The following is a 22,336-nucleotide window of genomic DNA, read 5'->3' as shown; positions in this document are numbered from 1 at the left end:
CTCATGCGCGTTGGCTGCTGGCGGAGATGACTTCCCCGACCAGGTAGGAGGCATAATCGCTTGCAAGGAACACAGCGACGTTCGCCATTTCCCAGACTTCGGCGGGACGTCCGAACGCCTCATTGCCCGCCAATGCCGAGAGCAGCGTCTCGTCGGCCGTCTTCTTGAGGAATTCGTGCATGGCAATACTCGGCGAGATGGCGTTGATGCGAATGCCGTATTCCGCCGCCTCAAGGGCGCTGCACCGCGTGAGCGCCATGACACCGGCTTTCGCAGCCGCGTAGTGCGCCTGCTCCTTTTGCGCGCGCCATCCCAGAACGGACGCATTGTTGACGATGGCCCCACGACGCCGCACTTCCATCTTGCGCAGCATCGCGCGCGTCATACGAAACGTGCCGTTGAGCGAAACGTCGATGACTCGCAGCCATTCCGCGTCCGTCATCTCCGTGATGCGCTTTTGCCCGCCGAGTCCCGCGTTATTGAAAAGAATATCCGTCCCGCCCAGGCGGTCTTCCGCGTCTTCGACCAGCGCCTGCACCTGATCTTCCTGCGTCACGTCGCATACCCGGCTGTAGATTGCATCAAGACCGGTTTCATCCCGTAGCCGGGCCACGGCTTCGCCGAGTCGCCGCTCGTGCACGTCGGAGATAAACAGAGCGCGCACGCCCTCCTCCGCGAACCGCTGCGCTGTCGCATAACCAATTCCGCCACCCGCAGCAGCGGTCACCAGCGCCGATTTGCCGGAAAGCAGGTGATGACCCGATACGTATTGGGGCGTAAGCACGGCATTCATACACGTGTCTCCGTTGTCGGCTTCTGCGGGCGCATTTCCTTGGGCATCCCGAGCGCACGTTCAGCGATGATATTGAGTTGGACTTCGTTGGTCCCGGCTACGATCGTGTCGGAGCGACTGAACAGAAACACCTGCTGCAGTCGTGTCCTGGAGAAATCGTCGATGAAGATGTCGCCCTCCGGTCCCAGCGCGTCGAGCGCGAGTTTGCCGAGATCGCGATGCCAGTTCGACCAGTAGTATTTGATGATGTAGCCCTCGCGCGTGAGGCTGCCATCCTGCCCGCCGGCGAGCGTTCGCAGCGTGTTGTAATGCATGACCTTCAGGCCCATCCACGCATCGGCAATGCGCGCGCGGATCGACGGAATCTTGTCGGTGCCCGCCTCACGCGCAGCCTTGCAAACGAGCTGTAACTGATGCTCGAAGTGCATCTGCATGCCGATCCACGACAGGCCGCGCTCGAAGCCGAGCAGCGCCATCGCGATTTTCCATCCCTCGCCAGGCTCGCCAACGACGTTCTCGGCACTGGTGCGGGCACCATCGAAGAAAACCTCGTTGAATTCGCAGCTTCCGGTGATCTGCCGGATTGGCCGCACTTCCACCCCCGGCTGGTCCAGCGGCACCAGCAGGAAGATGAGTCCCTTGTGTCCTTGCGAGCCCGGTTCGCAGCGAGCGACGACGAATATCCACTGTGACTCGTGCGCCAGAGACGTCCAGACCTTCTGGCCATCGATGACCCACTCGCCCGTCGTCTGGTCGAGACGCGCTCTGGTTTGCACGTTGGCCAGATCGGAACCCGCCCCGGGTTCGGAATACCCCTGGCACCAGTATTCGGTCCCTGCCACGATGCCGGGGAGAAAACGCGCCTTCTGGGACGGCGTGCCGTAGGCGATCAACGTGGGACCCAGCAACGTCTCGCCGAGGTGCCCGATGTGACCCGGACCGCCAGCACGCGCGTACTCTTCATGAAAAATGATCTGCTGCGCCACGGACAACCCACGTCCGCCGTACGCTTGGGGCCACCCGACGCACGTCCACTTCCCTGCCGCCAACTCCTGCTCCCACTCCTTGCGCAGCGCGGGAAAGGCGTCTTCATCGCCAGCACCACCACGGTGGCGCAGGCATTCAAATTTTCCTCTCAGGTGATCGCGCATCCATTGCGCAACCTCCGTGCGAAAAGCTTCGTCTTGTTCGGCGAGATTCATCTGCCCATACTCCTGTTCTTATTGGCAACTCACTGGCCGGGCTGCGTCGAGCAACGAGATGGCGACTTCCTCGCGCAACGTCCCCGGACTTCCGAACCACTGGGACGAGGCCTGCGCGCGCTTGAAATAGAGGTGAGGATCGTATTCCCAGGTGAATCCCACGCCACCGTGCAGTTGAATGGCTTCCTGCGCGCAGAAAAACAGCGCCTCCGATGCGAATGTCTTCGCGCATGCCGCTTCCAGGAGCAGCGACGCCGTGTCGGGTGTCGTGGTCACAAAGCGCGCGGCACCGTATATCGCCGATCGGGTGGCCTCGATCTTCACCATCATTTCGGCACATCGATGCTTGACGGCCTGAAAGCTGTTGATGGGACGACCGAACTGCACGCGCTCGGCGGCATAGGCCAGTGTCATGTCCAGACACTGCTGTGCGGCGCCCAGTTGCTCCGAGGCCAATGCAATGCCTGCCATTGCCCGCACACGCGCCAAGGCATCGTTGAGCGATGTCCCGCGACATATCAGCGACGTCGAATCGACGACGACGCCGTCGAGCGTTACGTGTGCAATGCGCCGGGTGCGATCGAGGTTGGCGTGCTCGCGTGCCGTCAGCCCGTCGGCATTGGCATTGACCGAAAACAATGCAATCTCCCCGTGCAGCCGTGCCACCAGCAGAAGCAGCGCCGCCGTGCTCCCATCGGGCACATGCCGGAAGCCTCCCGACAGTCGGTAGCCTCCCTCCACAGGTTCCGCGACTGCGGTGACGCTGGCAGGGTCCCAATCGACGCCGCGTGCGCCAAAGCCAACGGTGGCCGTCAGCTCGCCCGAGGCGATCTGCGGCAAGAGCCGAGCCTTGGTCTCATGGTCTGCTGCCATCATCAATGTGGTCGCGCCCATGACCACCGTTGCAAAAAACGGCGAGCAGGCGAGGCGTCGCCCCATCTGCTCCAGCAGCAATGTGAGTTCGACAAAGGACAGATCCAGTCCGCCATAGGCCTCGGGGATGTGGGTCCCGGTCCATCCAAGGTCCTGTGACATCGCCGTCCAGAGTGACGCATCGAACCCCGACGCCGATTCCATGGCGGCGCGCACCATTGCCGAGGCGCTTCTGTCGTCGAGAAACTGCGCGGCAGACTCCTGGATCATCAACTGATCGGGTGTCAACGAGAAGTCCTGTGCGCCGATCATGTTCCGTACACCTTTTGCGGCGCGACGCCGCGCGCAATCAACGCATCGACCACCGGTCCCAACTCCTCGGGGAGCCACCGTGCGCCTTTGTCCTGCACCGGCCCGGTGCGCCAGCCGTCCGCGACCGAGATTTTCCCGCCGGACGCCTCGAAAACCCGCCCCGAAACATGTCGTGAAAGCGGGCTTGCGAGCCACACCACCAACGGCGCCACGTTCGCCGGATCCCAGAAATCGAAACTCCCGTCGGCGGGCTTCTTGACGACGTCCGGCATCGCGCCTTCGGTCATCGAGGTTCTTGCCGCCGGCGCAATCGCATTCGACGTAATGCCATATCTGCCCAACTCCGCCGCCTGCACGAGCGTCAGGGCGCAAATTCCCGCCTTTGCCGTTGCATAGTTCGACTGCGCAATGGAGCCCTGCAACCCCGCTCCGGAGCTGGTGTTGATCAGGCGCGCGTCCACCGTGTCGCCTGCCTTGGCTTTATCCCGCCAGTACCGGGCAAGCGTGTTGGCAAGACAAAAATGTCCTCGCAGATGAACCCGTACGACTTCATCCCAATCCTCTTCCGAGAGATTGACGAACATGCGATCTCGCAGATTTCCTGCGTTGTTGACCAGCACGTGCACCTCGCCGAACTGCTCGATCGCCTGCACCACGATGCGACGCGCGCCGTCCAGCGTCGTGATGTCGTCGGCATTGGCCACGGCCTGGCCGCCGAGACGCGTGATTTCGTCCACGACCGCCTGGGCCGCCTCCTGACGAATGTCGTTCACGACGACGCTGGCGCGCTCTGCGGCCAGGGCCAATGCATACGCGCGGCCAAGTCCACCGCCGGCGCCGGTAATAATGACTGTGCGTTGATCACAGATTCCCATTGCTGAAGCTCCTTCAACCGAGTCGTTCGATGATTGTCACGTTGGCCTGACCACCGCCCTCGCACATTGTCTGCATACCGAACCTCCCCCCGGTACGCTCGAGCTCGTGGAGCAGCGTCGTCATCAACTTCGCGCCAGTAGCGCCTAACGGATGCCCCAAGGCGATGGCGCCACCGTTCACATTCGTTTTTTCGTGCGGGAAGCCCGTTTCAATCAGCCAGGCCTGAACCACCGAGGCGAACGCTTCGTTGATTTCCACCAGATCAATGTCCTGGAGGCTCAGATTTGCCTTTTTCAGCGCGGCGGCGGTTGCGGGAATGGGGGCGGTCAAATGCCAGATCGGGTCGTCCGCGAGAACGCTGAGATGATGAACGCGAGCGCGCGGCGTGAGGTTGTACCGCTTGAGCGCCGCCTCGGAGACCACCAGCATCGCGGCGGCGGCGTCGCAGGTCTGACTGGAGACGGCCGCCGTGATTTTCGGGTAGTCCTCGCCGACCGGTGACAACGACGCCATCTTCTCCAGCGTGGTTTCGCGTGGCGTTTCGTCGTGGTTCAAGCCGCCAAAAGGCGTGATTTCGCGATCGAATCGCCCCTCCCTGATCGCCTGAAGCGCCCGACGGTGACTCTCCAGTGCAAACGCTTCCATCGATTCGCGCGAGAGCTTCCATTTGTCCGCAATGATCTGGGCGGCATAGAACTGATTGACCGGTTGGTCGCTAAAGCGAGCGCGCCACCCACGACTTCCGGAAAACGGGTCGGTAAATCCAAGCGGCTCGGCCGCCGTCATTGCATAGGCGATCGGCACCAGGCTCATGTTTTGCACGCCGCCCACGGCGACCACGTCCTGCGTTCCGCTCATGACGGCTTGCGCCGCAAAATGGAGCGCCTGCTGCGAAGACCCGCAAGCGCGATCGATCACGGTCCCCGGCACGTGCGTGGGCAGCCCCGCGGCCAGCCAGGAGGTGCGGCTGATCACCCCCGCATTGGGACCCACCGCGTCGACGCAGCCGAAAATGACGTCGTCATAGTCCTCAGCGGGCACCGAGTTGCGTTCCACGAGTGTCTTGAGCACATGCGCGCCGAGATCCGCCGGGTGAACCGAGGCCAACGATCCACGACGTTTTCCCGTCGGCGTGCGCAATGCGTCGACAATATAGGCTTCTGCCATTGTTTAGTCCGTATGGTTGAATGTGTCGGCCGGGCCGAGCTGCGCATCCGGCGCAAATACGAATGCCCCTACGCGCTGTTTGTGAAAGGCGCGGTCGCCCCACGATGACGTGAGCGCGAGCGCCCGCTTGACGAAAATTTGAAGGTCGAGCTCCCACGTATAGCCCATCGCACCGTGGACCTGAATGCCATGCCGTGCGGCGAGTGCCGCCGTATCCGCAGCCGCGAGCTTGGCGGCCGATACGTAGACGTCGCGATGCGGGTGTTCGGTGGCAAGCGCATAGGCGGCGCGGTACACCACCGGTTTCGCGAACTCCAGCTTCACCGCCACGTCCGCCAGCAGATGCTTGACCGCCTGAAACGATCCGATCGGTTTGCCGAACTGCTTGCGCTCAGCGGTGTAATCGATCGACAGGTCCAGCATTCGTGCTGCCAATCCAAGGAGTTGCCCCGCCGTCGATATCGCGCCGCGATTGACCAGATCACGCAAAATCGGTTGACCTGCCGTCGCATCCGTCAGCCGGGTCTTTGCCGACGGTTGCCAGATCACGTGAAAGAGCCGGCGCGACAGATCCACGCTGGTGTTCGGAATCAGGTCCACGTCCACGCGCGACACGGCGTGAATCTCGCCTTCGTGGGCGAGGAGCATGACATCGGCAAGATGGGCGTCGGCGACCAGAGGATTGACGGGGTAGCCGATAGCCACGCGGGCACTGCCGTCCACCAAGCGAGGAAGCCAATCGCTTTTCGCCGCATTCCCCGCTGGCAGCGCGCCAAGCAGTCCCGCCGCCAGATAGGCAGTGTCAGTCAACGAATCGGGGATCGCGAAGTAACCCAGTTCATGCAAGAGCAACGCCCAATCGACGTCGCCCAGCCCCAATCCGCCGTAGGCGGCGTCGACGGAAAGCCCTGTCAGTCCTTGCGCGGCGAACTTGCTGCGCAGATCCGTCGAGCGTCCGGCGTCCGTCTCCCACAGTGCGCGCAGCAACTCCAGAGAGGCCTCGACCATGAGGAAACTTCGGGTCGCGTCGCGAAATAGCAGTTGATCTTCGGTAAAGGTGAAGTCCATGGTTCTATCCTCACGCACGCGGCATGCCAAGCATGCGCTCGGCGATGATGTTTCTCTGGATTTCGTTGGTCCCGGCGTAGATGGAGCCCGCCTGCGCAAACAGATATCCGTCCAGCCAGTTGCCAACGTCGTGCGCCTGCGGCGACTCGGGCAACAATTCCGCCCGGGATCCCAGAATCTGCATCGCGATCTCGTGCATGCGCAGGTCGAGTTCCGACCAGAAGATCTTGTTGGTGCTCGATTCCGGACCGATATGCCCGCCCTTGCCAAGGCTGCTGGCGGTGCTGTAGGTGGACAGCGCATAGGCTTGCGCATCCATCCATGCCCGGAGTACCGCGTCCCGGATCGACGGATCGGCATCGACGCTCGCCTGATGCTTCAGATAGAGATTCACCAGCGCTTTGGCAGTCGCCTGAAAACGCGCCGGCGAGCGAAGCATGAGACCTCGCTCGAAGCCCGCGGTCGACATCGCCACCTGCCAGCCAGCGCCCTCTTCGCTCAGGCGGTTCTCGACCGGCACGCGAACGTTGTCGAAAAATACCTCGGCAAAACCGGGCAGCCCGTTTAGCTGTCGGATCGGGCGAATCGTGATGCCGGGGCTGTCGAGCGGCACCAACAGGAAGGTCAAACCGTGATGACGCTGCGAATCCGGATCGCTGCGGAACAGGCCAAACAGCCAGTCGGCCCACACCGCACGCGTCGACCAGGTCTTTTGACCGTTGATCACGTAGTGGTCCCCATGGCGAATCGCTTTGGTGCGAATCGCCGCCATGTCCGAGCCCGCCCCCGGTTCCGACCAGCCCTGCGCCCAGATTTCGTCGCCAGACGCCATCCCCGGAAGAAATCGCTGCTTCTGCGCATCGGTGCCGTAATCCATCAGCGTCGGACCGAGGAGGAAAATACCGTTTTGATTGACCCGCATCGGTGCCCCGGCGCGCCAATACTCCTCTTCGAAGATCAACCACTCGATCAGGTCGCACCCTCGCCCGCCCAACTCCCTGGGCCACGTCACCATGCTCCATCGCCCGGAACTGAGCGTCTTCTCCCACTGACGGTGTTGCTCGAATCCTTCGGCGGTGTCGAAGCTCACGAGCGGTGTTTTCGGCACATGAACGCTCAGCCAGTCACGCACTTCCCGGCGAAATTCGCACTGCTCAGCTGTGTAATCAAGTTTCATTCGATCCCCCCAATTCCCCGTTGCGCACGCCTGCCGGTCTAGAACTGCGCGCGGCGCTTTTCAACAAATGCCGCTCGCGTTTCCCCCGAATCCGCCGCGAGATATGCCTCGAGCGTGAACCCCTGCTCCCATCGGTATTTCTTCTCAAGATCACCGTCCTCGACACCGTTCAGCGCCTCTTTGGCCAGACGGACCATGTTCGGGCTCTTCTCCGCAATGCGTCGGGCAATCGCCATCGCGCAATCGCGGAGTTGCTCACGGGGCACCACCTGCCTGATTGCCCCCAGGCGCCATGCCTCCTGCGCATCGATGAAGTCACCCGTGAAGTACATGTGGCGCACCACCTGAACCGGAAAAAGTCGCTGAAGATGTGCTCCGCCGCCCATGGCCCCACGATCGATTTCCGGTACGCCGAAAGTTGCGCACTCGGACGCCACGACGATGTCGGCGGCGCCGGCGACGCCGATGCCGCCGCCAAGGACAAATCCGTGCACAGCGACGATTACGGGGACGGGACTGCGATGCACCGCACGAAACGTCGCGTAGTTGCCCGCATTGACCTTTGCAATGCGCTCCGGGTGTGCCGCAAGCTCTTTGATATCGACGCCCGCGCAAAAGCCGCGGCCATCGGCGCGGATGACCACCACACGTACGTCGTGATTGCCTCCCAGTGCGTCGATCGCCGCCGCGAGTGCGTGCCATCCATCGCTATCCAGCGCGTTGACGGGCGGATGATCGATCACGAGCTCCGCCACGCCGTTGTCCAGACTGAGCGAGAAAGGAGCTTTCTTTTGTACACTCATGCGCACCTCTCGTGCAGATCGCGTTGTTGATGTTCGATAAGTTGGGACAGACGTTGCGTCGCCTGCGCAGCGATCTCTTCGATGACGTCTGCGCATCGCTTGAGCTCGCCGATGCTCGCTGCGACCTGACCGCTCGGCAGCACGCCAAGCTCCGGCTGTCCCGAGACAATGGCCGACTGGATGAGCATCGGCGCGTTGGCCGCCATCAGCGCCTGCGTCAGTGAACCGCCGTTTTGCCGCGCATCGAGCGCCATCGCTCTGAGCGCGCGCAGGGATTGCCAGACGCTCGCGCCGCAGGCACGCTTCCATCGCATCGCACTGCTTGCGCTGAACAGAACGCGTTGCATCCAGCCCGATCGCTCCATGCGAAGCAGCGCCTCGTTCTGGATCAATCGCTGCGGCAACCCGTCGACAACGCTGGTGACCCGGATGCTGCCGGGATCGTTGACCTCGAGGTAGCGCGCGAGGGTCTGGGCCGGGACTGGCGACTCCCGTGTCATCAAAAAGCGCGTGCCCATGGCCACGCCCGCCGCACCGGCGGCCAGCGCCGACGCCAAACCCCGGCCACAGGCGTATCCTCCAGCGGCCACGACCGGAACATCCACCGCATCGAGCAGTGGCAGCAGGATGGTGGTCGGCGTCGCCCCCGTGTGCCCGCCGCCCTCCGCGCCCTGGATCGTGACAATGTCAGCGCCCAGTTCAACCGCTTTGATCGCATGCTTGACGTGCCCGACCGTCGGCATGCAAACGACGCCCGCACGACGCAATTGGTCGATCACCTGCCGGTCCGGCCCACGGCCATAGCTGACCGCCCGGACCTTGTAGCGGATTGCCAGATCGATCACCTGGCGGGCGTTTGGCTGAAACATGTGAAAGTTCAGGCCGAACGGCGCGTCGGTCAGTCGTATGACTTTCTGAATTTCGGCCTCCAGACGCCCGGGCTCGATCGTCGCGCACGCCAGGAAACCGAAACCGCCGGCGTTCGACGTCGCGCCGACCAGATTCGCGTCGGCCACCCACCCCATCGCCGTCTGGACGATGGGATAACGACAGCCGAGCCAATCGCAGACCGGCGTATGCAGCGAGATCGTCATTTCGATTCGGCCACTGCCGGACGTTGCGAGCTGGCCATCGCTTTCGCGTCATACCCGCCCAACTTGTCGCCCGAGACGAGTTCGTTGTGCGCGTGGGCAAAGTGATGCCATCCGAAGGCGGCCTCCATCGCCGTGCGCTTGCCCATCAGATCCTCGGCATGGTTGATGGCCTGCTTGGTCAGCGCGAGCCCCATGCGAGGCATTTTGCCGATGCGCTCGGCGATACTCTGCGCCTCGGCCACCAACTGGTCGCGCGCGACCACGCGATTGACCATCCCCATCTGATAAGCCCGTTGCGCTGGCATGCGTTCGCCAAGGAACAGAAATTCCTTCGCAATGCGCGGGTTCAGCTCGTAAGGGTGCGCGAAATACTCCACGCCGGGGATTCCCATGCGCACAACGGGATCGGCGAAGAACGCGTCGTCGGAGGCCACAATCAGATCGCATACCCAGGCGAGCATCAGACCGCCCGCAATGCAGGCGCCATGCACCACGGCGATCATCGGCTTGGGCAATTCCCGCCAGCGTCGGCACATGCCCAGATAGACTTCCTGCTCGCGAACGTAGAGGAACTCGCCGCCCGGTTTGCCAACGTGGTCGTACCACAGTGATGCGCGCTCGAAACTCTTGTGAATATCGCGCCCCGGGGTGCCGATGTCATGTCCTGCCGAGAAGTGCTTTCCGGCGCCGCGCAACACAATGACCTTGACGTCATCGTCATCCGACGCTCGCCGAAAGGCCGCGTCCAGCGCGTAGGTCATTTCGGAGTTTTGGGCGTTGTGATACTCGGGACGATTCATCGTCACTGTCGCGATACCGTTCGCGACCTCGTACAACACCACATTCTCGATATGCTGTTCGCCCGTCATGGCACTCCCTTCCTCTATGAAATCTGGCCGATGTGCTTATGCACCACGTACGCCAGGGGGATTGTTCTTGATGACCGTTGCGCGCAGGTTGTGCGGATCGAGCCAGCGGATGAGTTCGAGCTGCGCTTGCGTCGGGGCAGCCGTCACCGCGCAGTCGTCTCCAATCTCGAGCTCGAATCCCGTGGCCGCCTGAACCTCGTCGAAGCTCACGCCCGGATGCAGCGAGCGAACGCGGCACGCGCGGTTTTTCCCCTCGAAATCCATGACGCAGAGGTTCGTGACGATGCGCCTCAAGTCGACGAATGCGGCATTTGCGCCCTTCGGCCAGCGCGCCGGCTGGTAGCCGACACCCGACACCATGTCGACTTCGCCCTTCACGAACACGCGCGGACTGTGGTTCGGAACAAAGAACGAGTTGGCGTGGTTGATACTGTTGCCGGGCAGGCCGCGCACGCCCAGCATGGCTGCCTTGGGCCTGGCGTAATCGCCGACGACAGATAGATTGGTCTGGCCATACCTGTCGATCTGGGTCGGCCCGATCATCGCGTGGCGCTTGCCTCCCCACACACACTCGAACACGCGGTCGAACGACATGTAGCCCGAGTAGGCGGGTTTGAAGTCGCCACGCGGCCCGAGCGGGACCGGTGTCTCGACCAGGAAAGTCTCGCTGTCGGTCATGAGCAGCAGCGGCGCGTGCGTCATCTTGGCAAGACTCGCCCCCAATCGGGGCACGACACCAATGCCCGATGCGAGCACTTCGCCGTCGCCGCGCCAGGCTTCCGACGCCGCCACGATCATGAGCTCGGCCAATGAAAAGCCGCTCTCCTGCGACACAACATCCTGTGCAATCTGATTCATTGGATTTCTCGACTAGAAAACGGGCAACGGCAACGTGCGGATGTGTTCTTCCCCGCCCACCTTGCGCAGGTAGTCCGCTTCGGTGCCCGCAATGAACTCGCTCACGTAGTCACGCCAGCCGTCCTCCTCGTTCGCCGACGCGTTGTACCGCTTCAGATGAGAGAGGTCCCATCCATAGTCGGGATTGCTATAGGTGGGGTGAGCGCCGAACGGCGAATGCACCACGCCGGTGACCAGATACCGTTCGAAGTAGTTTTGGCGGGCGGACGCCGCATCCAGGGCGAAGCGCGTCTGCAATCGCTCCGTGCTCACGTAGCACTCGGTCGCCGCGCGCGCAAACAGGTGGTCGAACAACGGATCGGCACTCGTGATGAGCGTATTGCCCAGGCAGTCTGCTTCGTTGACATGCAGCAGCGCTGCGTCGAGCTTCAGCGCCGGCATGGCGACGTACACTTCACCATCGTCATAGGGAGAAGCGATCGTCTTGAGTGCCGGGTTGCGGGCCAGCACGTCCGTCGCCAGTCCACAACGCGTCGGGAGAAACGACATCCGCATGCCGGCCGCGCGCAAGCCCCACTCGAACATCCCCTCGTCATACTCAACGACTTCGATCTCACCGGCCTCGCGCGCTTTCCGGAAGTAGGGTTCGAGGGGAATCGCGTCCATCGTCACGAAGCCGTACACCAGCTTTCTGACCTTGCCGGCCGCGCACAGCATGCCGACCTCCGGCCCGCCGTAGGCCACGATGGTCAGATCCTTGAGGTCCGAGCGAAGTACTTCGCGGATCAGGGCCATGGGCTTGCGCCGCGGCCCCCACCCGCCAATGCCGATCGTCATGCCGCTGCGCAGCCTTGACACCACATCTGCGGCAGTCATTTGTTTGTGCATAGTGAATCCGTCTTAGAAGCTCTAACAAAATGATTTCCTGAGATGGCGCCAGCAGATGATGCAACCAGCCATTTTCAGGAAGGCTTCGTGAATGATTGCGAGGCGCTCGAAGCGGACTCGCAATCGCTTGAAGTTGTGCAGCCACGCGATGGTTCGCTCGACAACCCAACGCGTCTTGCCAAGACCGCTGCCGTGAGGCTCGCCGCGGCGAGCAATCTCGGTGGCGATGCCGACGGCGTGCAGGGGCTTGCGGTACTTGTCGTGGTCGTAGCCGCGATCACCCTGAACGATGTGCGGTTTAGACAAGGGGCGACCGCGCTTGCCTCGAATCGGAGGAATCGCCTCGATCAGTGGCAGCAGTTGGGTAATGTCGTTGCGGTTGGCGCCCGTGAGTATCAGCGACAGTGGAATGCCTTGGGCGTCGGTCAGGACGTGGTGCTTTGAACCTGGTCGCGCGCGATCTGTGGGGTTAGGTCCTGTTTTTGACCCGACCCCACTGCCCGGATAGAAGAGGAATCGACGACTACACGAGACCAGTCGATGCGATCGGCCGCACGGAGCTTGGCCAGAAGTACCTCGTGCAGACGATCCCAGACGCCAGCCTTCTGCCAGGCATGTAGCCGTCGCCAGCAACTCATGCCTGAGCCGCAGCCCATTTCCTGCGGCAGCATTTCCCAAGGGATGCCGGATTGCAGAACGAACAGGATGCCCGTGAGCACGGCACGATCGTCCAGCGGCTTGCGCCCGGGATAGCGGGCGCGCCGAGGCTTCGGTGGCGGCAGCAGTGGCTGGATGATTGCCCACAGTTCGTCGTCGAGTATTGGTTTGGCCATGTCCTTTGCGCAGCGATGACTGCGCAAAGGTTAACAAAAATCACTTTGAGTTAACAGCCCCCGTAAACTCATTTTGTTAGAGATTCTTAGTTGGTATCGCCCGTCGCAAGACCGAGACTCCAGTCATGCCCCCAATGGCTGATGGAAGTGGCCTCGAATACCGAGTGACGCGACCAGTCGACCACCAGCCCTCCGTAGCCGTACTCAAGCGCGAATCCGCCGGGCGTCGCCATGTAGAACGAGGTCACGTCGTCGTTGACGTGTTGGCCCAGGCTGGCCATCACCTTGAATCCGTGGGCCTTGCAGCGATCGAGCGCGCGCCCGACTTCGGTCATCGACGTCACCTCGGCCATCACGTGCACGCAGCCGCTCGGCGGCCTGGGCGACTCGAACAGCGCGAGACTGTGTTGGCGGCCGTTGTTGCAGTGCGTGAAGTAAAGACGCTGAATCGGCGCGTCCGCCGCGGCGCGGTGGTTGTAGATGTCGGAGATGCGAAAGCCCATGACGTCGCGAAAGAACGCCCAGGTCTCGTCAAAGTTCGGCGCCGCAAGTACCGTGTGGCCCATCCCCAGGTCTCCCGTCACGAACGCGGGAACCTTCTGCGGCGAGTCGAAGCGCACGAAATCCGATATCGCGCCCCAGACGATTTCGTGGCGGTTCCCCGACGGATCGTGGAACCACATCATGTTCTGAAAACGGCGGGAAGCCCGCTCCTGGTCGGTCGCCATCGTCACCGGCACACCGGCGCTGCCCAGCGTTTCGCGCGCGGCGTCGAAGGCGTCCTGATCCTTGACCTCCCAACCCGACGCGAAATAGCGGTCCTGGTCGCCGCGCACGATCAGATATCGATACGGGCGGTCGTCAAGCTTCAGATAGACACCGCCCTGCGGCGCATCCGAGGCCATGGCGCCGACGACGCCTTCCCCGAACCGCCGCCAGGCGGTGGGGTCTGCGGCTTCTGCTACGACGTAGGCAAGTGCACGAATATCAATCATCGAAGCTCCCAAGAATGTCCATCGCGTAAGCCTGATTCTCGGGGAATGCCCCCGCCGGAACATCGTCCAATGGGACTACGATCGAACCTCGGCGAGGCACGGCCAACGGCGCTTCACCGGGACCAAGGAAAACGGCCCGACGGCTCGCATCCGAGCCATCGGGCCGCTTTGTTCGCTCTCGGGTCACTGCACGCGAATCCTGTGCGTCGCCACTGAGACCCAACCGGGGTTCGACCGGTCGCCCCTCAAATGCGGTCGAGCTCGCTGACGGCTTCGGGCGGCACGTCGTCACGCTGGCGCCAGCTGCCCTCCTCGCGCCGCCATTCGAATACCTTGCGTTGCTGCTTCTTGACGTCGGCCGCGTCAACGTAGAACTGCGAATACCATTCGCGCAGTTGATAGAGCGGACCATCGCCGTCGCACAGCAGGGGGTTGTCGACCCGTGTTTTGGAATCCCAGATCACCACGTCCTGATGAAACGCATTCTGGGTAAGCGTGATGTAGTTATCCGCAATCGCGTCGTTCTGCTCGTCCGAGAGTTCCGGATTCTTCTCCACGATCACGCCGAAGCGCAGGATGAACCGGTTCTGGTCGATCGGCACGTGGCAGTTCAGCAGAATCGAGTTGAGCGTGTGCCCCGCGACTTTGGCGCTCATTCGGGTGATGTGATACGCAGGGCCAAAGTAGGCGTCGTCGGCAACCAGTTCGCCGTCGGAAAGCGTCTCGTGCCCGCCTCGCGCCATCTGATAGCCGATGTGGCCATCGAACACGTTGGCAAAGTAATCGATCTTCTGGCCGTGGACCGGGCCGAAATGCGCCATATCGGACAGGTTGTCGACCAGCTCGCGTACGTTGGTGTTGATCGTCCATTCCTCGATCTTCCAGCGCGTCCAGCGATCCGAGAAACACGCTTCGATTCGCGGGATGGCGACGAGCGGATCGGGCGGGTTGCCTTCCGGATCGTTCCAGACGAAGAGCAGATGGTTCTGCTCCATGACCGGCCAGCTCTTGATGCGCGCTTTGGGCGGAATCCGCTTCGCGTAAGGTATGTCCTTGCACACGCCGTCGGCGCCCCATTGCCAATGGTGGAATGGGCATGTCACGGTATTGCCTTTGACGCACCCCAGTCCGAGATCCGCGCCCATGTGCGGACAATAGCCATCCAGCACCGCGATGTTTCCGTCTTCCCCGGCGAAGGCCACCAGCTTCGTACCGAATGCGTGGACGGTGTGGGCCTTTCCGTCCTTGTAAGCCTGCGCTAACCCCAGGCAGTGCCAGCCACGGGCATATCGGTCCGGAAGCGGTTCCGCCTTGATCTTCTGGATGGGCAGGGTATTGATAGGCTGAACAGTCGACATCGTTCCAATCTCCCGGAGTCTCGTCCCGATCTGAGCGATCAGAGACCGTATTGTGAGGAGCGCATCGTCGACGCAAAGGAGCGAGTGCGCGCCGACGATGCGCCTGTAGGGGCATTCTCGGCGGGAGATGGCGCCGTCACATCGTCGCTTTGGACTAGACGGCCTCCGGGACGAACGTCAGACGTGGCGAAGGACGCCCCCCTCAGCGCGGAGTGCCGCGCCGTTTGTCGCAGAGGAAAGCGGGGAACACACGTAGGAGATCAGGTTGGCCACTTCGTCGGCCGTTGCCATCCGGTCGATCAGTGATGTGGGACGGGCGGCGCGCACGAAATGCGTTTGCGCAACATCGCGTGCGATGCCGGTGCGTTGCGCATAGTCATCGAAGAATTGCTCGGATCCTTCCACCGCCGTCGGTCCGGGCAGCACCGCATTGACCGTCACGCCGGTGCCTTTGGTCAGTTCGGCAAGTCCGCGCATCAGGGCCAGCTCGCCGGCTTTGCTGACCCCGTAATGCACCATGTCGGGCGGTATGTAGACCCCGGAATCCGAGGCAACGAACACAATGCGCCCCCAGCCGCGGCGCATCATTGCCGGTAGCGCGACACGCGAGAGGCGCACGCCGGCCATGACGTGTGTCGCGAACATGTGGAGCCAGGCCTCGTCCGAGATCGTCTCGAACGGCGCCCAGTCGTAGACTCCCGCGTTATGCACCAGCACATCGACATCGTCGAGTACGGGCAAAATCGACCGGCAGCCCGCTTCGGTCGCTACGTCGCCGACGATGCCGGATACGTCGGTGCTCGGGTACGCCGAGCGCATGGCGTCAACCGCCGACAATACGGATGTCTGCGTACGTCCGTGAAGGATCAGACGCGCCCCGCACTGCGCAAGCTGGCGCGCGCAGGCCGCGCCGATCCCCCGCGTCGAGCCTGTGACCAGCGCGGTCTTCCCGTGCAAATCGATACGCATGCCCGAACCTCCGGATTACGCGTGCTGCGCGGCTTTTTCGACCGACACGGGCCACTCGCGAAGCTCACGCTTGAGCACTTTGCCCGAAGGGTTCGTTGGCAACGACGACACAAAGTCCACATAACGCGGCACTTTGTAGTTCGCCATATTCGCCCGGCACCAGGTAATGAACTGCGCAGCGTCCAACGCTGCGTTGGGCCTCAGGACCACGAAGGCACGCCCCACCTCGCCCATGCGCTCGTCAGGCACGCCGACCACAGCGATCTGCGAGACGGCCGGATGCGCGGCCGCCAGTCTTTCGATCTCGGCGGGATAGCAGTTGAAGCCGCCGACGATGAACATGTCCTTGAGTCGATCCGTGATTTTCAGATATCCCATCTCGTCGATGACGCCAACGTCGCCCGTATGAAGCCAGCCTTGTGCATCGATGGCTTCGCGAGTGGCATCGGGATTATCCAGATATCCCTGCATGACGTTGTAGCCGCGAATCCAGACTTCGCCAGCCACGCCGGCGGGCGCCGCCTCCCCGCGTTCGTCGGCAATACGGAGTTCGACCCCGGGCATGGCCCTGCCGCAGGTATTCGCGACGATCTCCGCCGGGTCGGAGGCTCGCGTCAAGGTCGCAAACCCCGACGACTCGGTCAGCCCATAGCCGGTCAGGACAACCTTGAAGCCCAGTTCGCTGCGCATTCTGTCGATCAACGCCGCCGGAACATTGGTGGATCCGGTGATCGTGGCACGCAGGCTGGACAGATCCGTCGATGCGAGTCTCGGGTCGTTGAGCAGGCTGTGGAATACCGTCGGCGGGCCGGGCAACACCGTGATTTTCTCGCGCTCGATCGCGTCGAAGATGGCTGCCGTGTCGAAAGTGCGATGGGGCAGGATCGTCGCGCCGCGAGTGAGCGCCGCCAGCCAGCCCGCCTTGTACCCCATGGCATGAAAGAACGGATTGACGATCAGATAGCGATCGGTCGGCGCAAGCGCCATGGCGTCGGCCCAGCCATCGATCGCCCTCAGGTTCTGGGCGTGCGTCGTCATCACGCCCTTGGGATGCCCTGTGGTCCCGGAAGTGAACATGATGTCCGAGATAGCCTCGGGCGAGACGCGCAACGCCCGGGCTTCCACCACGTCATCGGTGATGGACCGCCCGCCGATGAGAAAATCGTGCCACGCGATGTCGCCATGCCGGACATCGTGCATGACGACAACCGTCGTCAATGTCGCCGGTCGATACGGGCCCAGAAGGTCGGGATAGTAACTGCCGAGAAACCAGCCAGCGCTCAGCAGAACATTGGCCCCCGTCGTCTCGAGCACATATCCGACTTCCGCGCCCCGCATGCGCGTATTGATCGGAATCAGCGACGCGCCGCAAAAATGGATGCCAAGTGCGCCGATGATCCACTCCGGACCGTTCGGCGCCCAGATGGCGACGCGGTCTCCCGGCTCGACGCCGCGGGAAATTAGCGCCGCCGCGGCACGCAACGCGCGCTGGTAGAGGTCGCGGTATCGCAGACGAACGCCCCCCGCTTCGATCGCGCACTGGTCCCCGTAACGGGCGACGGTCTGTGCGAGCATGCGAGGAATGGTGATGACTGAAGGCAGCATGACGTAACTCACGATAAGCCCGGTGCTCGGGCCAACAGCTACTCTGGAAACCTGACGGCGACCTGGCCGCTCTGCGGGATCGCCTGACAGGCGAGCGTCCAACCTTGCGCCAGATCGTTTTTGTCGAGGACATCGTTGTGCTTCATGCGCACGGCGCCTGCGTCAACGGTGCACATGCATGTCGCACAGGCCCCGGCCCGGCAGGCATACGGTGCATCGACACCACCACGGAGCATGGCGTCGAGCAAGGTCTCCGTCTTGCCGCACGTCAGATGATGGGTTTTGCCGTCGAGCGTGACCTCGAGCGCGACCCCGTCATCCAGCGTGGGAAGGATGTCAGCGCCGCCCAACTCGCTCTCGTCCGGCAATGAGGCGAAACGCTCGACATGGACCTGCCCGGCATCGATCTCCAGCGACTGAAGCGCTTGCACCGCAGCGTCCATAAAGGCCGACGGCCCACAGATGAAGCAGTCCGCATGCCGCCATGCGCGCGCCAGTGCCGCCAGTTGCGCGACCGAGGGGATGCCTTGCACGGTATCGAGCCAATGGACCACTTGCAGCCGGTCCGGATGGGCCGCCGCCAGCGCCTTCAGCGCGTCTTTGAAAATGATCGAACGCTCATCCCGATTGGCATAGACCAGGAGAATCCGGCCGCTTCCGTCGGTCAGCGCCGAGCGCAGGATCGACAAGATAGGCGTGATGCCGCTACCGCCGCCGAGCAGCAGGAAATCGCTGTTCAGATCTTTCGGGCAGAACACACCGGCCGGGGCCTGCACCTCGATCTCGTCGCCCTCTCGCACTGAATCGCAGACCCAGTTGGAACCGACGCCCTGCGCGACACGCTTGACGGTGACCCGCAGCGGTTCGGCGATCGAAGGAGAACTCGCGAGCGAATAGCACCGAGGAATAGGCTTGCCGTCGACGGGAAGCCGCAGCGTCAGGAACTGCCCGGGACGATAGTGGAACGTATCGGCGAGCGCGGGCGGCACGTCGAACACAAGAGATCTCGCGTCGGCCGTCTCTTCAATGACCGAAACGACACGCAACGCATGATATTTGAGGGCGCTCATGACATCGGACTCCGGGTCATGTCAGCCGACGGACGTCAGCATGGCATTGTCGACGCGCAACTCCGCACCACTGATAAAGCGTGACTCGTCCGAGACGAGAAACAAGATCAGATGGGCAACGTCGTGCGGCTCGCAAACGCCCGACTGCGGATTCAGGTCGAAGTTGACGAACTTTTCGTCCACGCCTGCCAGCATCTTTTCCGACATCGCCGTGCGAATGCCGGCGGGATGAATCGAGTTGCAGCGGATGCGATAACCGTGCGCCCGACAGTGCGCAGCCACGTTCCGGGTGAGTGCGCTCACTGCGCCTTTGGACGCCGAATACGCACATAACCCCGTATGCCCCGCAAGCGCTGCGGTCGACGACAGATTCACGATGGATCCGCCGCCGTTGGTCTTCATCTGCGCGATGGCATGCTTGCACCCGAGAAACGTGCCCTCGGCATTGATTCGGGAAACCGTGCGAAAGAGCTCCAGTGAAGTCTCCTCGATGGACTCGCTCCGGCAAATCGCCGCACTGTTGACCAGCGCGTCGAGACGGCCGAAACGCGCCACCACCTTGGAGAGCGCGTCTTGCCAGTCGGCTTCGCTCGACACATCCAGGCGCAAGAAGGTTGCCGATTCACCAATTTGCCGCGCAGCCGATTGGCCCGCGGTTTCGTCAATGTCCGCGAGAACCACTGTCGCGCCTTCCCGGGCCAGCATCGCAGCCGCCTCTTTAGCCACCCCACCGGCTGCCCCGGTCAACAACACCACCTTATTCTGAACACGCCCCATGATCTGCCTTGTCTCCGTACGTTTTCTCGTTACCTGATCGCTGCGCGCCGACGCAATACGTCGACCTTCAGACGACAATCTCGCTGCGATCCGCTCGTCTTCCGCTGACGAACCGTTGACATCACTCGACGACAGCGGCAGAAAAAACCGGCGGGTCGCCGAGCATCGGACGATGCGAAGGCGGCTGCTTGCCGTCGACATCCTTGACATCGTAATCGACAGCAAGCTCCGCCCCGTAAAAGACATTGCCGGAGCGGGTCTTGCGATCTTCCGCGTTGAAAAGCGCGGCGATGACACGGCCCTGAAACTCCGGGGACTCGCCATGTTCGAGCCATGCCCCGTACTTCTCGGGCTCCGCATTGCAAACCGCAAGCGTTCGTTCGGTCTTCACCAGACCGGGCCAGAGCGTCACAACGTGCACTCCATGCGGCGCAAAGTCATACGCCATGTCGAATGACATTTTGTCCGTGGCCGCTTTCGATGCGCCGTACGCCGGGCCGTGCATGTAGCAACGGCCGCCGGCGGACGAGATATTGACGATCAGCCCCCCGCCGCGTGCGATCAGCAGCGGCGCCGCAAAATAGCTGGCCACATAGGTCGAACGCATGCCCACGCCAAACAGGTCCGTCATGCCAAGCGGCTTTTCCCAGAACGGCGCAACATCGGTCAGACCTTCCGGAATGGCAATCGCGCAGTTGACCAGAATGTCGAGTCCGCCATGGGCTTCGTTCACACGCTCGAACAGCCGCCTGACCTCCTCGTCCGACGCATGATCGCAAATGACCGGAATGCCAACGCCACCCGCGGCATTCACCGCGTCTGCCGTTTCATACAACGTTCCCGGCAGCTTCGCGCGACCGGGCTGCGTCGTGCGTCCCGTCACGTAGACGGTGGCGCCCTGCGCCCCCAGACCGATCGCGACACCACGTCCGACACCCCGGCTAGCGCCGGTCACTACACAGACTTTTCCCTTGAGCATCGTAGACTCCGGCAAGATGGTTAGCGGCGATGAAGCCAAAGGTCATTGCGGGCCCCAGGGTCGCGCCTGCCCCGGGGTAGGACGGCCCCGTCACCGAGGCAGAGGTATTGCCTGTGGCGTACAGCCCGGGAATCGGTTCACCGGCTTCGGAAAGCACTCGGGAGAATTCGTCGGTCTGAAGTCCGCCCTTGGTGCCAATGTCGCCGGCGTCCAGACGCAGCGCGTAAAACGGCCCTTGCTCCAGCGGCGCGAGGCACGGATTCGGCTTGACGGAATGGTCGCCATAGAACGTGTCGTAGGCGTTGCTTCCCTTGTGAAAATCGAGATCGACGCCGGTCTTCGCAAAGGCATTGATTCGCTCGACGCTTTGTCGCAATCCATCGGCGTCCACCCCGATCTGCGCGGCCAGCTGCTCGAGTGTCTCCCCCCGGAAGTACACCTTTCCTCGCCATCGCCTGGGGAGCAGAAAGTCCGGCATCAACGACCCCGACACCAGTGGCCCGGCGTTGTACTTGCGACGAAAACGCGCATCGAAGATCATCCAGGCCGGGAGGTTCGCCCCCGTTTTGGCGTGGTCGTCATACATGGCTAACACGAAGTCGAGATAATCCTGCGCCTCGTTGGCAAAACGCCGCCCGAGTCGATTGACCACGAGGCAGCCAGGCAGGGCGCGCTCGGAGAACAGGCCGCGCGGCTTCTCCTCGCCGGGCACCTGAATGGTGGGTGTCCACCACGCATGCTGCATGTTGGCCACGGCGGCGCCGACGTTCATGCCGGCCACAATCCCGTCGCCGGTATTGCAACGCGGCGCGCCGGTCCACTGCGCGAGCGTCGGCTTGGGCAAATAGCGCTCACGCATCGCCTGATTGCTCTCGAATCCTCCTGTGGCGAGGATTACCGCCCGCGTCGCATGCAATTTGACAGTGCGCCCGTTTCGGCGGGCCGTGATGCCTGCCACCCGGTCGCCCTCGAACAGCAACGAGTCCAATGCCGTGTTCAGCCAAAGCGGGATGTTTCGCTCCATGAGCGAGAGCCGCAGCGCCCCGATCAACGCGCTTCCCATGTTCAATCGCCGGTCACGCCGACTACGCAAGCGCCACGGAAAGTCGAGCCAGTATTTGCCGAGTACCGCAATGGCACATTTTCGCCAGCCCGGCGCGCGCGAGAGCAACGTCACCGCCTCGCTCGTGCTCATGGTGACGCGGCCAAAAATGAGCATCGTCGGCGACGTCTCGCGCATTTTCAGGATGTCGTCCCCCAGGCGCCTGCCGTCAAAGGGTTCGGCATCGAGTGAGCGATAGCCAAGCTTGGCGCCGGGAAGCGCCTGGTAATAATCCGCATAGAACGGATTTGCACGATACCTGACGTGCGTTCTCGCCTCCGCGTAACGCAACATTTCGGGCGCGTGCGCCACGTAGGCCCGCAACTTGGTTTCGCTAACCTCACCTTGGGTGGCGGCGCGCAGGTACATCAACGCGTCTTCGGCGCTGTCCTGACCGCCATCGCGCGCGATGTGATCGTTGTTCGGAATCCATACGCCGCCGCCGGACACAGCCGACGTGCCACCGTAGAGGTTCGTCTTCTCGACGATGAGCACGGATTGTCCCAGGTCATGGGCCCGGCATGCCGCGAGCATTGCGCCTGCCCCCGAGCCCACGACGATCACGTCGAACCGATGATGGGGAGAATCGTCGTCGTCCTGCGGCGAGTGATTCGGCGCGCCCGGTCCGTCGTCGAGCAGTCCCCGTTGAAAGAACATTGGCATGGCGG

Annotated in this window: 21 protein-coding genes; all 21 read right to left on the bottom strand. The window is 62.6% G+C overall.

The genetic code is table 11. The features are described 5' to 3' along the window. Position 1 precedes the first annotated feature (1 nt). Positions 2-793 (bottom strand): SDR family oxidoreductase, encoded by a 792-nt coding sequence (locus UC34_RS06940; RefSeq protein WP_044454894.1) that lies wholly within the window; start codon positions 791-793, stop codon positions 2-4. Next, positions 790-1,995: an acyl-CoA dehydrogenase family protein gene (locus tag UC34_RS06935; RefSeq protein WP_044454892.1), complete on the bottom strand. Its 1,206-nt coding sequence runs from the start codon at positions 1,993-1,995 to the stop codon at positions 790-792. Before UC34_RS06935 ends, UC34_RS06940 begins: the two co-directional genes overlap by 4 nt. An 18-nt stretch (positions 1,996-2,013) precedes the next feature. After that, positions 2,014-3,180, bottom strand: coding sequence for an acyl-CoA dehydrogenase family protein (locus UC34_RS06930; protein WP_044454890.1), 1,167 nt, complete (start codon positions 3,178-3,180; stop codon positions 2,014-2,016). After that, complete coding sequence (locus UC34_RS06925) at positions 3,177-4,055, bottom strand: SDR family oxidoreductase (protein WP_044454888.1); 879 nt, start codon at positions 4,053-4,055, stop codon at positions 3,177-3,179. The genes UC34_RS06930 and UC34_RS06925 overlap by 4 nt, the downstream gene beginning before the upstream one ends. Before the next feature lie 13 nt (positions 4,056-4,068). Further along, complete coding sequence (locus UC34_RS06920) at positions 4,069-5,223, bottom strand: acetyl-CoA C-acetyltransferase (protein ID WP_044454886.1); 1,155 nt, start codon at positions 5,221-5,223, stop codon at positions 4,069-4,071. 3 nt (positions 5,224-5,226) lie between these two features. Next, entirely contained in the window at positions 5,227-6,291 is a 1,065-nt protein-coding gene (locus UC34_RS06915; RefSeq protein ID WP_044454884.1) for an acyl-CoA dehydrogenase family protein, read from the bottom strand. A 10-nt stretch (positions 6,292-6,301) separates the two neighbouring features. Continuing rightward, positions 6,302-7,468: an acyl-CoA dehydrogenase gene (locus UC34_RS06910; protein ID WP_044454881.1), complete on the bottom strand. Its 1,167-nt coding sequence runs from the start codon at positions 7,466-7,468 to the stop codon at positions 6,302-6,304. A 38-nt stretch (positions 7,469-7,506) separates the two neighbouring features. Further along, positions 7,507-8,271, bottom strand: coding sequence for an enoyl-CoA hydratase family protein (locus UC34_RS06905; RefSeq protein WP_044454879.1), 765 nt, complete (start codon positions 8,269-8,271; stop codon positions 7,507-7,509). After that, positions 8,268-9,365, bottom strand: a complete 1,098-nt coding sequence (locus UC34_RS06900; protein WP_044454876.1) for an NAD(P)H-dependent flavin oxidoreductase — start codon at positions 9,363-9,365, stop codon at positions 8,268-8,270. The genes UC34_RS06905 and UC34_RS06900 overlap by 4 nt, the downstream gene beginning before the upstream one ends. Continuing rightward, entirely contained in the window at positions 9,362-10,234 is an 873-nt protein-coding gene (locus tag UC34_RS06895) for an enoyl-CoA hydratase (RefSeq protein ID WP_044454875.1), read from the bottom strand. Before UC34_RS06895 ends, UC34_RS06900 begins: the two co-directional genes overlap by 4 nt. A gap of 36 nt (positions 10,235-10,270) precedes the next feature. Continuing rightward, on the bottom strand, positions 10,271-11,092 hold the full coding sequence (locus UC34_RS06890; protein ID WP_174556763.1) for a CoA-transferase subunit beta: 822 nt from the start codon (positions 11,090-11,092) through the stop codon (positions 10,271-10,273). A gap of 12 nt (positions 11,093-11,104) precedes the next feature. After that, positions 11,105-11,968: a CoA transferase subunit A gene (locus UC34_RS06885; RefSeq protein WP_237165258.1), complete on the bottom strand. Its 864-nt coding sequence runs from the start codon at positions 11,966-11,968 to the stop codon at positions 11,105-11,107. A gap of 33 nt (positions 11,969-12,001) precedes the next feature. Then, positions 12,002-12,813 (bottom strand): IS5 family transposase gene (locus UC34_RS06880; protein ID WP_157122994.1). Its coding sequence is split into 2 segments (ribosomal slippage): positions 12,002-12,465 and positions 12,465-12,813, totalling 813 coding nucleotides; the frame shifts between segments, so codons are not numbered across the junction. Between the two features lie 86 nt (positions 12,814-12,899). After that, the gene (locus tag UC34_RS06875) at positions 12,900-13,808 is read right to left on the bottom strand and encodes a VOC family protein (RefSeq protein ID WP_044454871.1); all 909 of its coding nucleotides are present in this window, start codon (positions 13,806-13,808) and stop codon (positions 12,900-12,902) included. A gap of 245 nt (positions 13,809-14,053) precedes the next feature. Continuing rightward, the gene (locus UC34_RS06870) at positions 14,054-15,166 is read right to left on the bottom strand and encodes a Rieske 2Fe-2S domain-containing protein (protein WP_218919564.1); all 1,113 of its coding nucleotides are present in this window, start codon (positions 15,164-15,166) and stop codon (positions 14,054-14,056) included. 177 nt (positions 15,167-15,343) lie between these two features. Then, positions 15,344-16,135: an SDR family NAD(P)-dependent oxidoreductase gene (locus UC34_RS06865; RefSeq protein WP_044454869.1), complete on the bottom strand. Its 792-nt coding sequence runs from the start codon at positions 16,133-16,135 to the stop codon at positions 15,344-15,346. 15 nt (positions 16,136-16,150) lie between these two features. Continuing rightward, the gene (locus UC34_RS06860; RefSeq protein WP_269466321.1) at positions 16,151-17,842 is read right to left on the bottom strand and encodes a FadD3 family acyl-CoA ligase; all 1,692 of its coding nucleotides are present in this window, start codon (positions 17,840-17,842) and stop codon (positions 16,151-16,153) included. Continuing rightward, positions 17,779-18,810 (bottom strand): ferredoxin--NADP reductase, encoded by a 1,032-nt coding sequence (locus UC34_RS06855; protein ID WP_044454865.1) that lies wholly within the window; start codon positions 18,808-18,810, stop codon positions 17,779-17,781. The genes UC34_RS06860 and UC34_RS06855 overlap by 64 nt, the downstream gene beginning before the upstream one ends. Before the next feature lie 21 nt (positions 18,811-18,831). Further along, positions 18,832-19,590: an SDR family oxidoreductase gene (locus UC34_RS06850; protein ID WP_418303935.1), complete on the bottom strand. Its 759-nt coding sequence runs from the start codon at positions 19,588-19,590 to the stop codon at positions 18,832-18,834. Between the two features lie 118 nt (positions 19,591-19,708). Beyond that, positions 19,709-20,566: an SDR family NAD(P)-dependent oxidoreductase gene (locus UC34_RS06845; RefSeq protein ID WP_044454861.1), complete on the bottom strand. Its 858-nt coding sequence runs from the start codon at positions 20,564-20,566 to the stop codon at positions 19,709-19,711. Continuing rightward, positions 20,529-22,331, bottom strand: coding sequence for an FAD-binding protein (locus UC34_RS06840; RefSeq protein WP_218919563.1), 1,803 nt, complete (start codon positions 22,329-22,331; stop codon positions 20,529-20,531). Before UC34_RS06840 ends, UC34_RS06845 begins: the two co-directional genes overlap by 38 nt. Positions 22,332-22,336 lie beyond the last annotated feature (5 nt).

It is taken from the genome of Pandoraea vervacti, from assembly GCF_000934605.2.
Lineage (GTDB): Bacteria > Pseudomonadota > Gammaproteobacteria > Burkholderiales > Burkholderiaceae > Pandoraea > Pandoraea vervacti.
This window is presented reverse-complemented; position numbering and strand designations above follow the sequence as displayed.

What these genes read in the sequence shown, in the direction of transcription:
- UC34_RS06855 (WP_044454865.1), bottom strand. Translation starts at nt 18,810, where the DNA reads ATGAGCGCCCTCAAATATCATGCGTTGCGTGTCGTTTCGGTCATTGAA.
- UC34_RS06905 (WP_044454879.1), bottom strand. Translation starts at nt 8,271, where the DNA reads ATGAGTGTACAAAAGAAAGCTCCTTTCTCGCTCAGTCTGGACAACGGC.
- UC34_RS06870 (WP_218919564.1), bottom strand. Translation starts at nt 15,166, where the DNA reads ATGTCGACTGTTCAGCCTATCAATACCCTGCCCATCCAGAAGATCAAG.
- UC34_RS06900 (WP_044454876.1), bottom strand. Translation starts at nt 9,365, where the DNA reads ATGACGATCTCGCTGCATACGCCGGTCTGCGATTGGCTCGGCTGTCGT.
- UC34_RS06925 (WP_044454888.1), bottom strand. Translation starts at nt 4,055, where the DNA reads ATGGGAATCTGTGATCAACGCACAGTCATTATTACCGGCGCCGGCGGT.
- UC34_RS06875 (WP_044454871.1), bottom strand. Translation starts at nt 13,808, where the DNA reads ATGATTGATATTCGTGCACTTGCCTACGTCGTAGCAGAAGCCGCAGAC.
- UC34_RS06840 (WP_218919563.1), bottom strand. Translation starts at nt 22,331, where the DNA reads ATGCCAATGTTCTTTCAACGGGGACTGCTCGACGACGGACCGGGCGCG.
- UC34_RS06915 (WP_044454884.1), bottom strand. Translation starts at nt 6,291, where the DNA reads ATGGACTTCACCTTTACCGAAGATCAACTGCTATTTCGCGACGCGACC.
- UC34_RS06940 (WP_044454894.1), bottom strand. Translation starts at nt 793, where the DNA reads ATGAATGCCGTGCTTACGCCCCAATACGTATCGGGTCATCACCTGCTT.
- UC34_RS06845 (WP_044454861.1), bottom strand. Translation starts at nt 20,566, where the DNA reads ATGCTCAAGGGAAAAGTCTGTGTAGTGACCGGCGCTAGCCGGGGTGTC.
- UC34_RS06910 (WP_044454881.1), bottom strand. Translation starts at nt 7,468, where the DNA reads ATGAAACTTGATTACACAGCTGAGCAGTGCGAATTTCGCCGGGAAGTG.
- UC34_RS06935 (WP_044454892.1), bottom strand. Translation starts at nt 1,995, where the DNA reads ATGAATCTCGCCGAACAAGACGAAGCTTTTCGCACGGAGGTTGCGCAA.
- UC34_RS06895 (WP_044454875.1), bottom strand. Translation starts at nt 10,234, where the DNA reads ATGACGGGCGAACAGCATATCGAGAATGTGGTGTTGTACGAGGTCGCG.
- UC34_RS06930 (WP_044454890.1), bottom strand. Translation starts at nt 3,180, where the DNA reads ATGATCGGCGCACAGGACTTCTCGTTGACACCCGATCAGTTGATGATC.
- UC34_RS06920 (WP_044454886.1), bottom strand. Translation starts at nt 5,223, where the DNA reads ATGGCAGAAGCCTATATTGTCGACGCATTGCGCACGCCGACGGGAAAA.
- UC34_RS06865 (WP_044454869.1), bottom strand. Translation starts at nt 16,135, where the DNA reads ATGCGTATCGATTTGCACGGGAAGACCGCGCTGGTCACAGGCTCGACG.
- UC34_RS06890 (WP_174556763.1), bottom strand. Translation starts at nt 11,092, where the DNA reads ATGAATCAGATTGCACAGGATGTTGTGTCGCAGGAGAGCGGCTTTTCA.
- UC34_RS06885 (WP_237165258.1), bottom strand. Translation starts at nt 11,968, where the DNA reads ATGACTGCCGCAGATGTGGTGTCAAGGCTGCGCAGCGGCATGACGATC.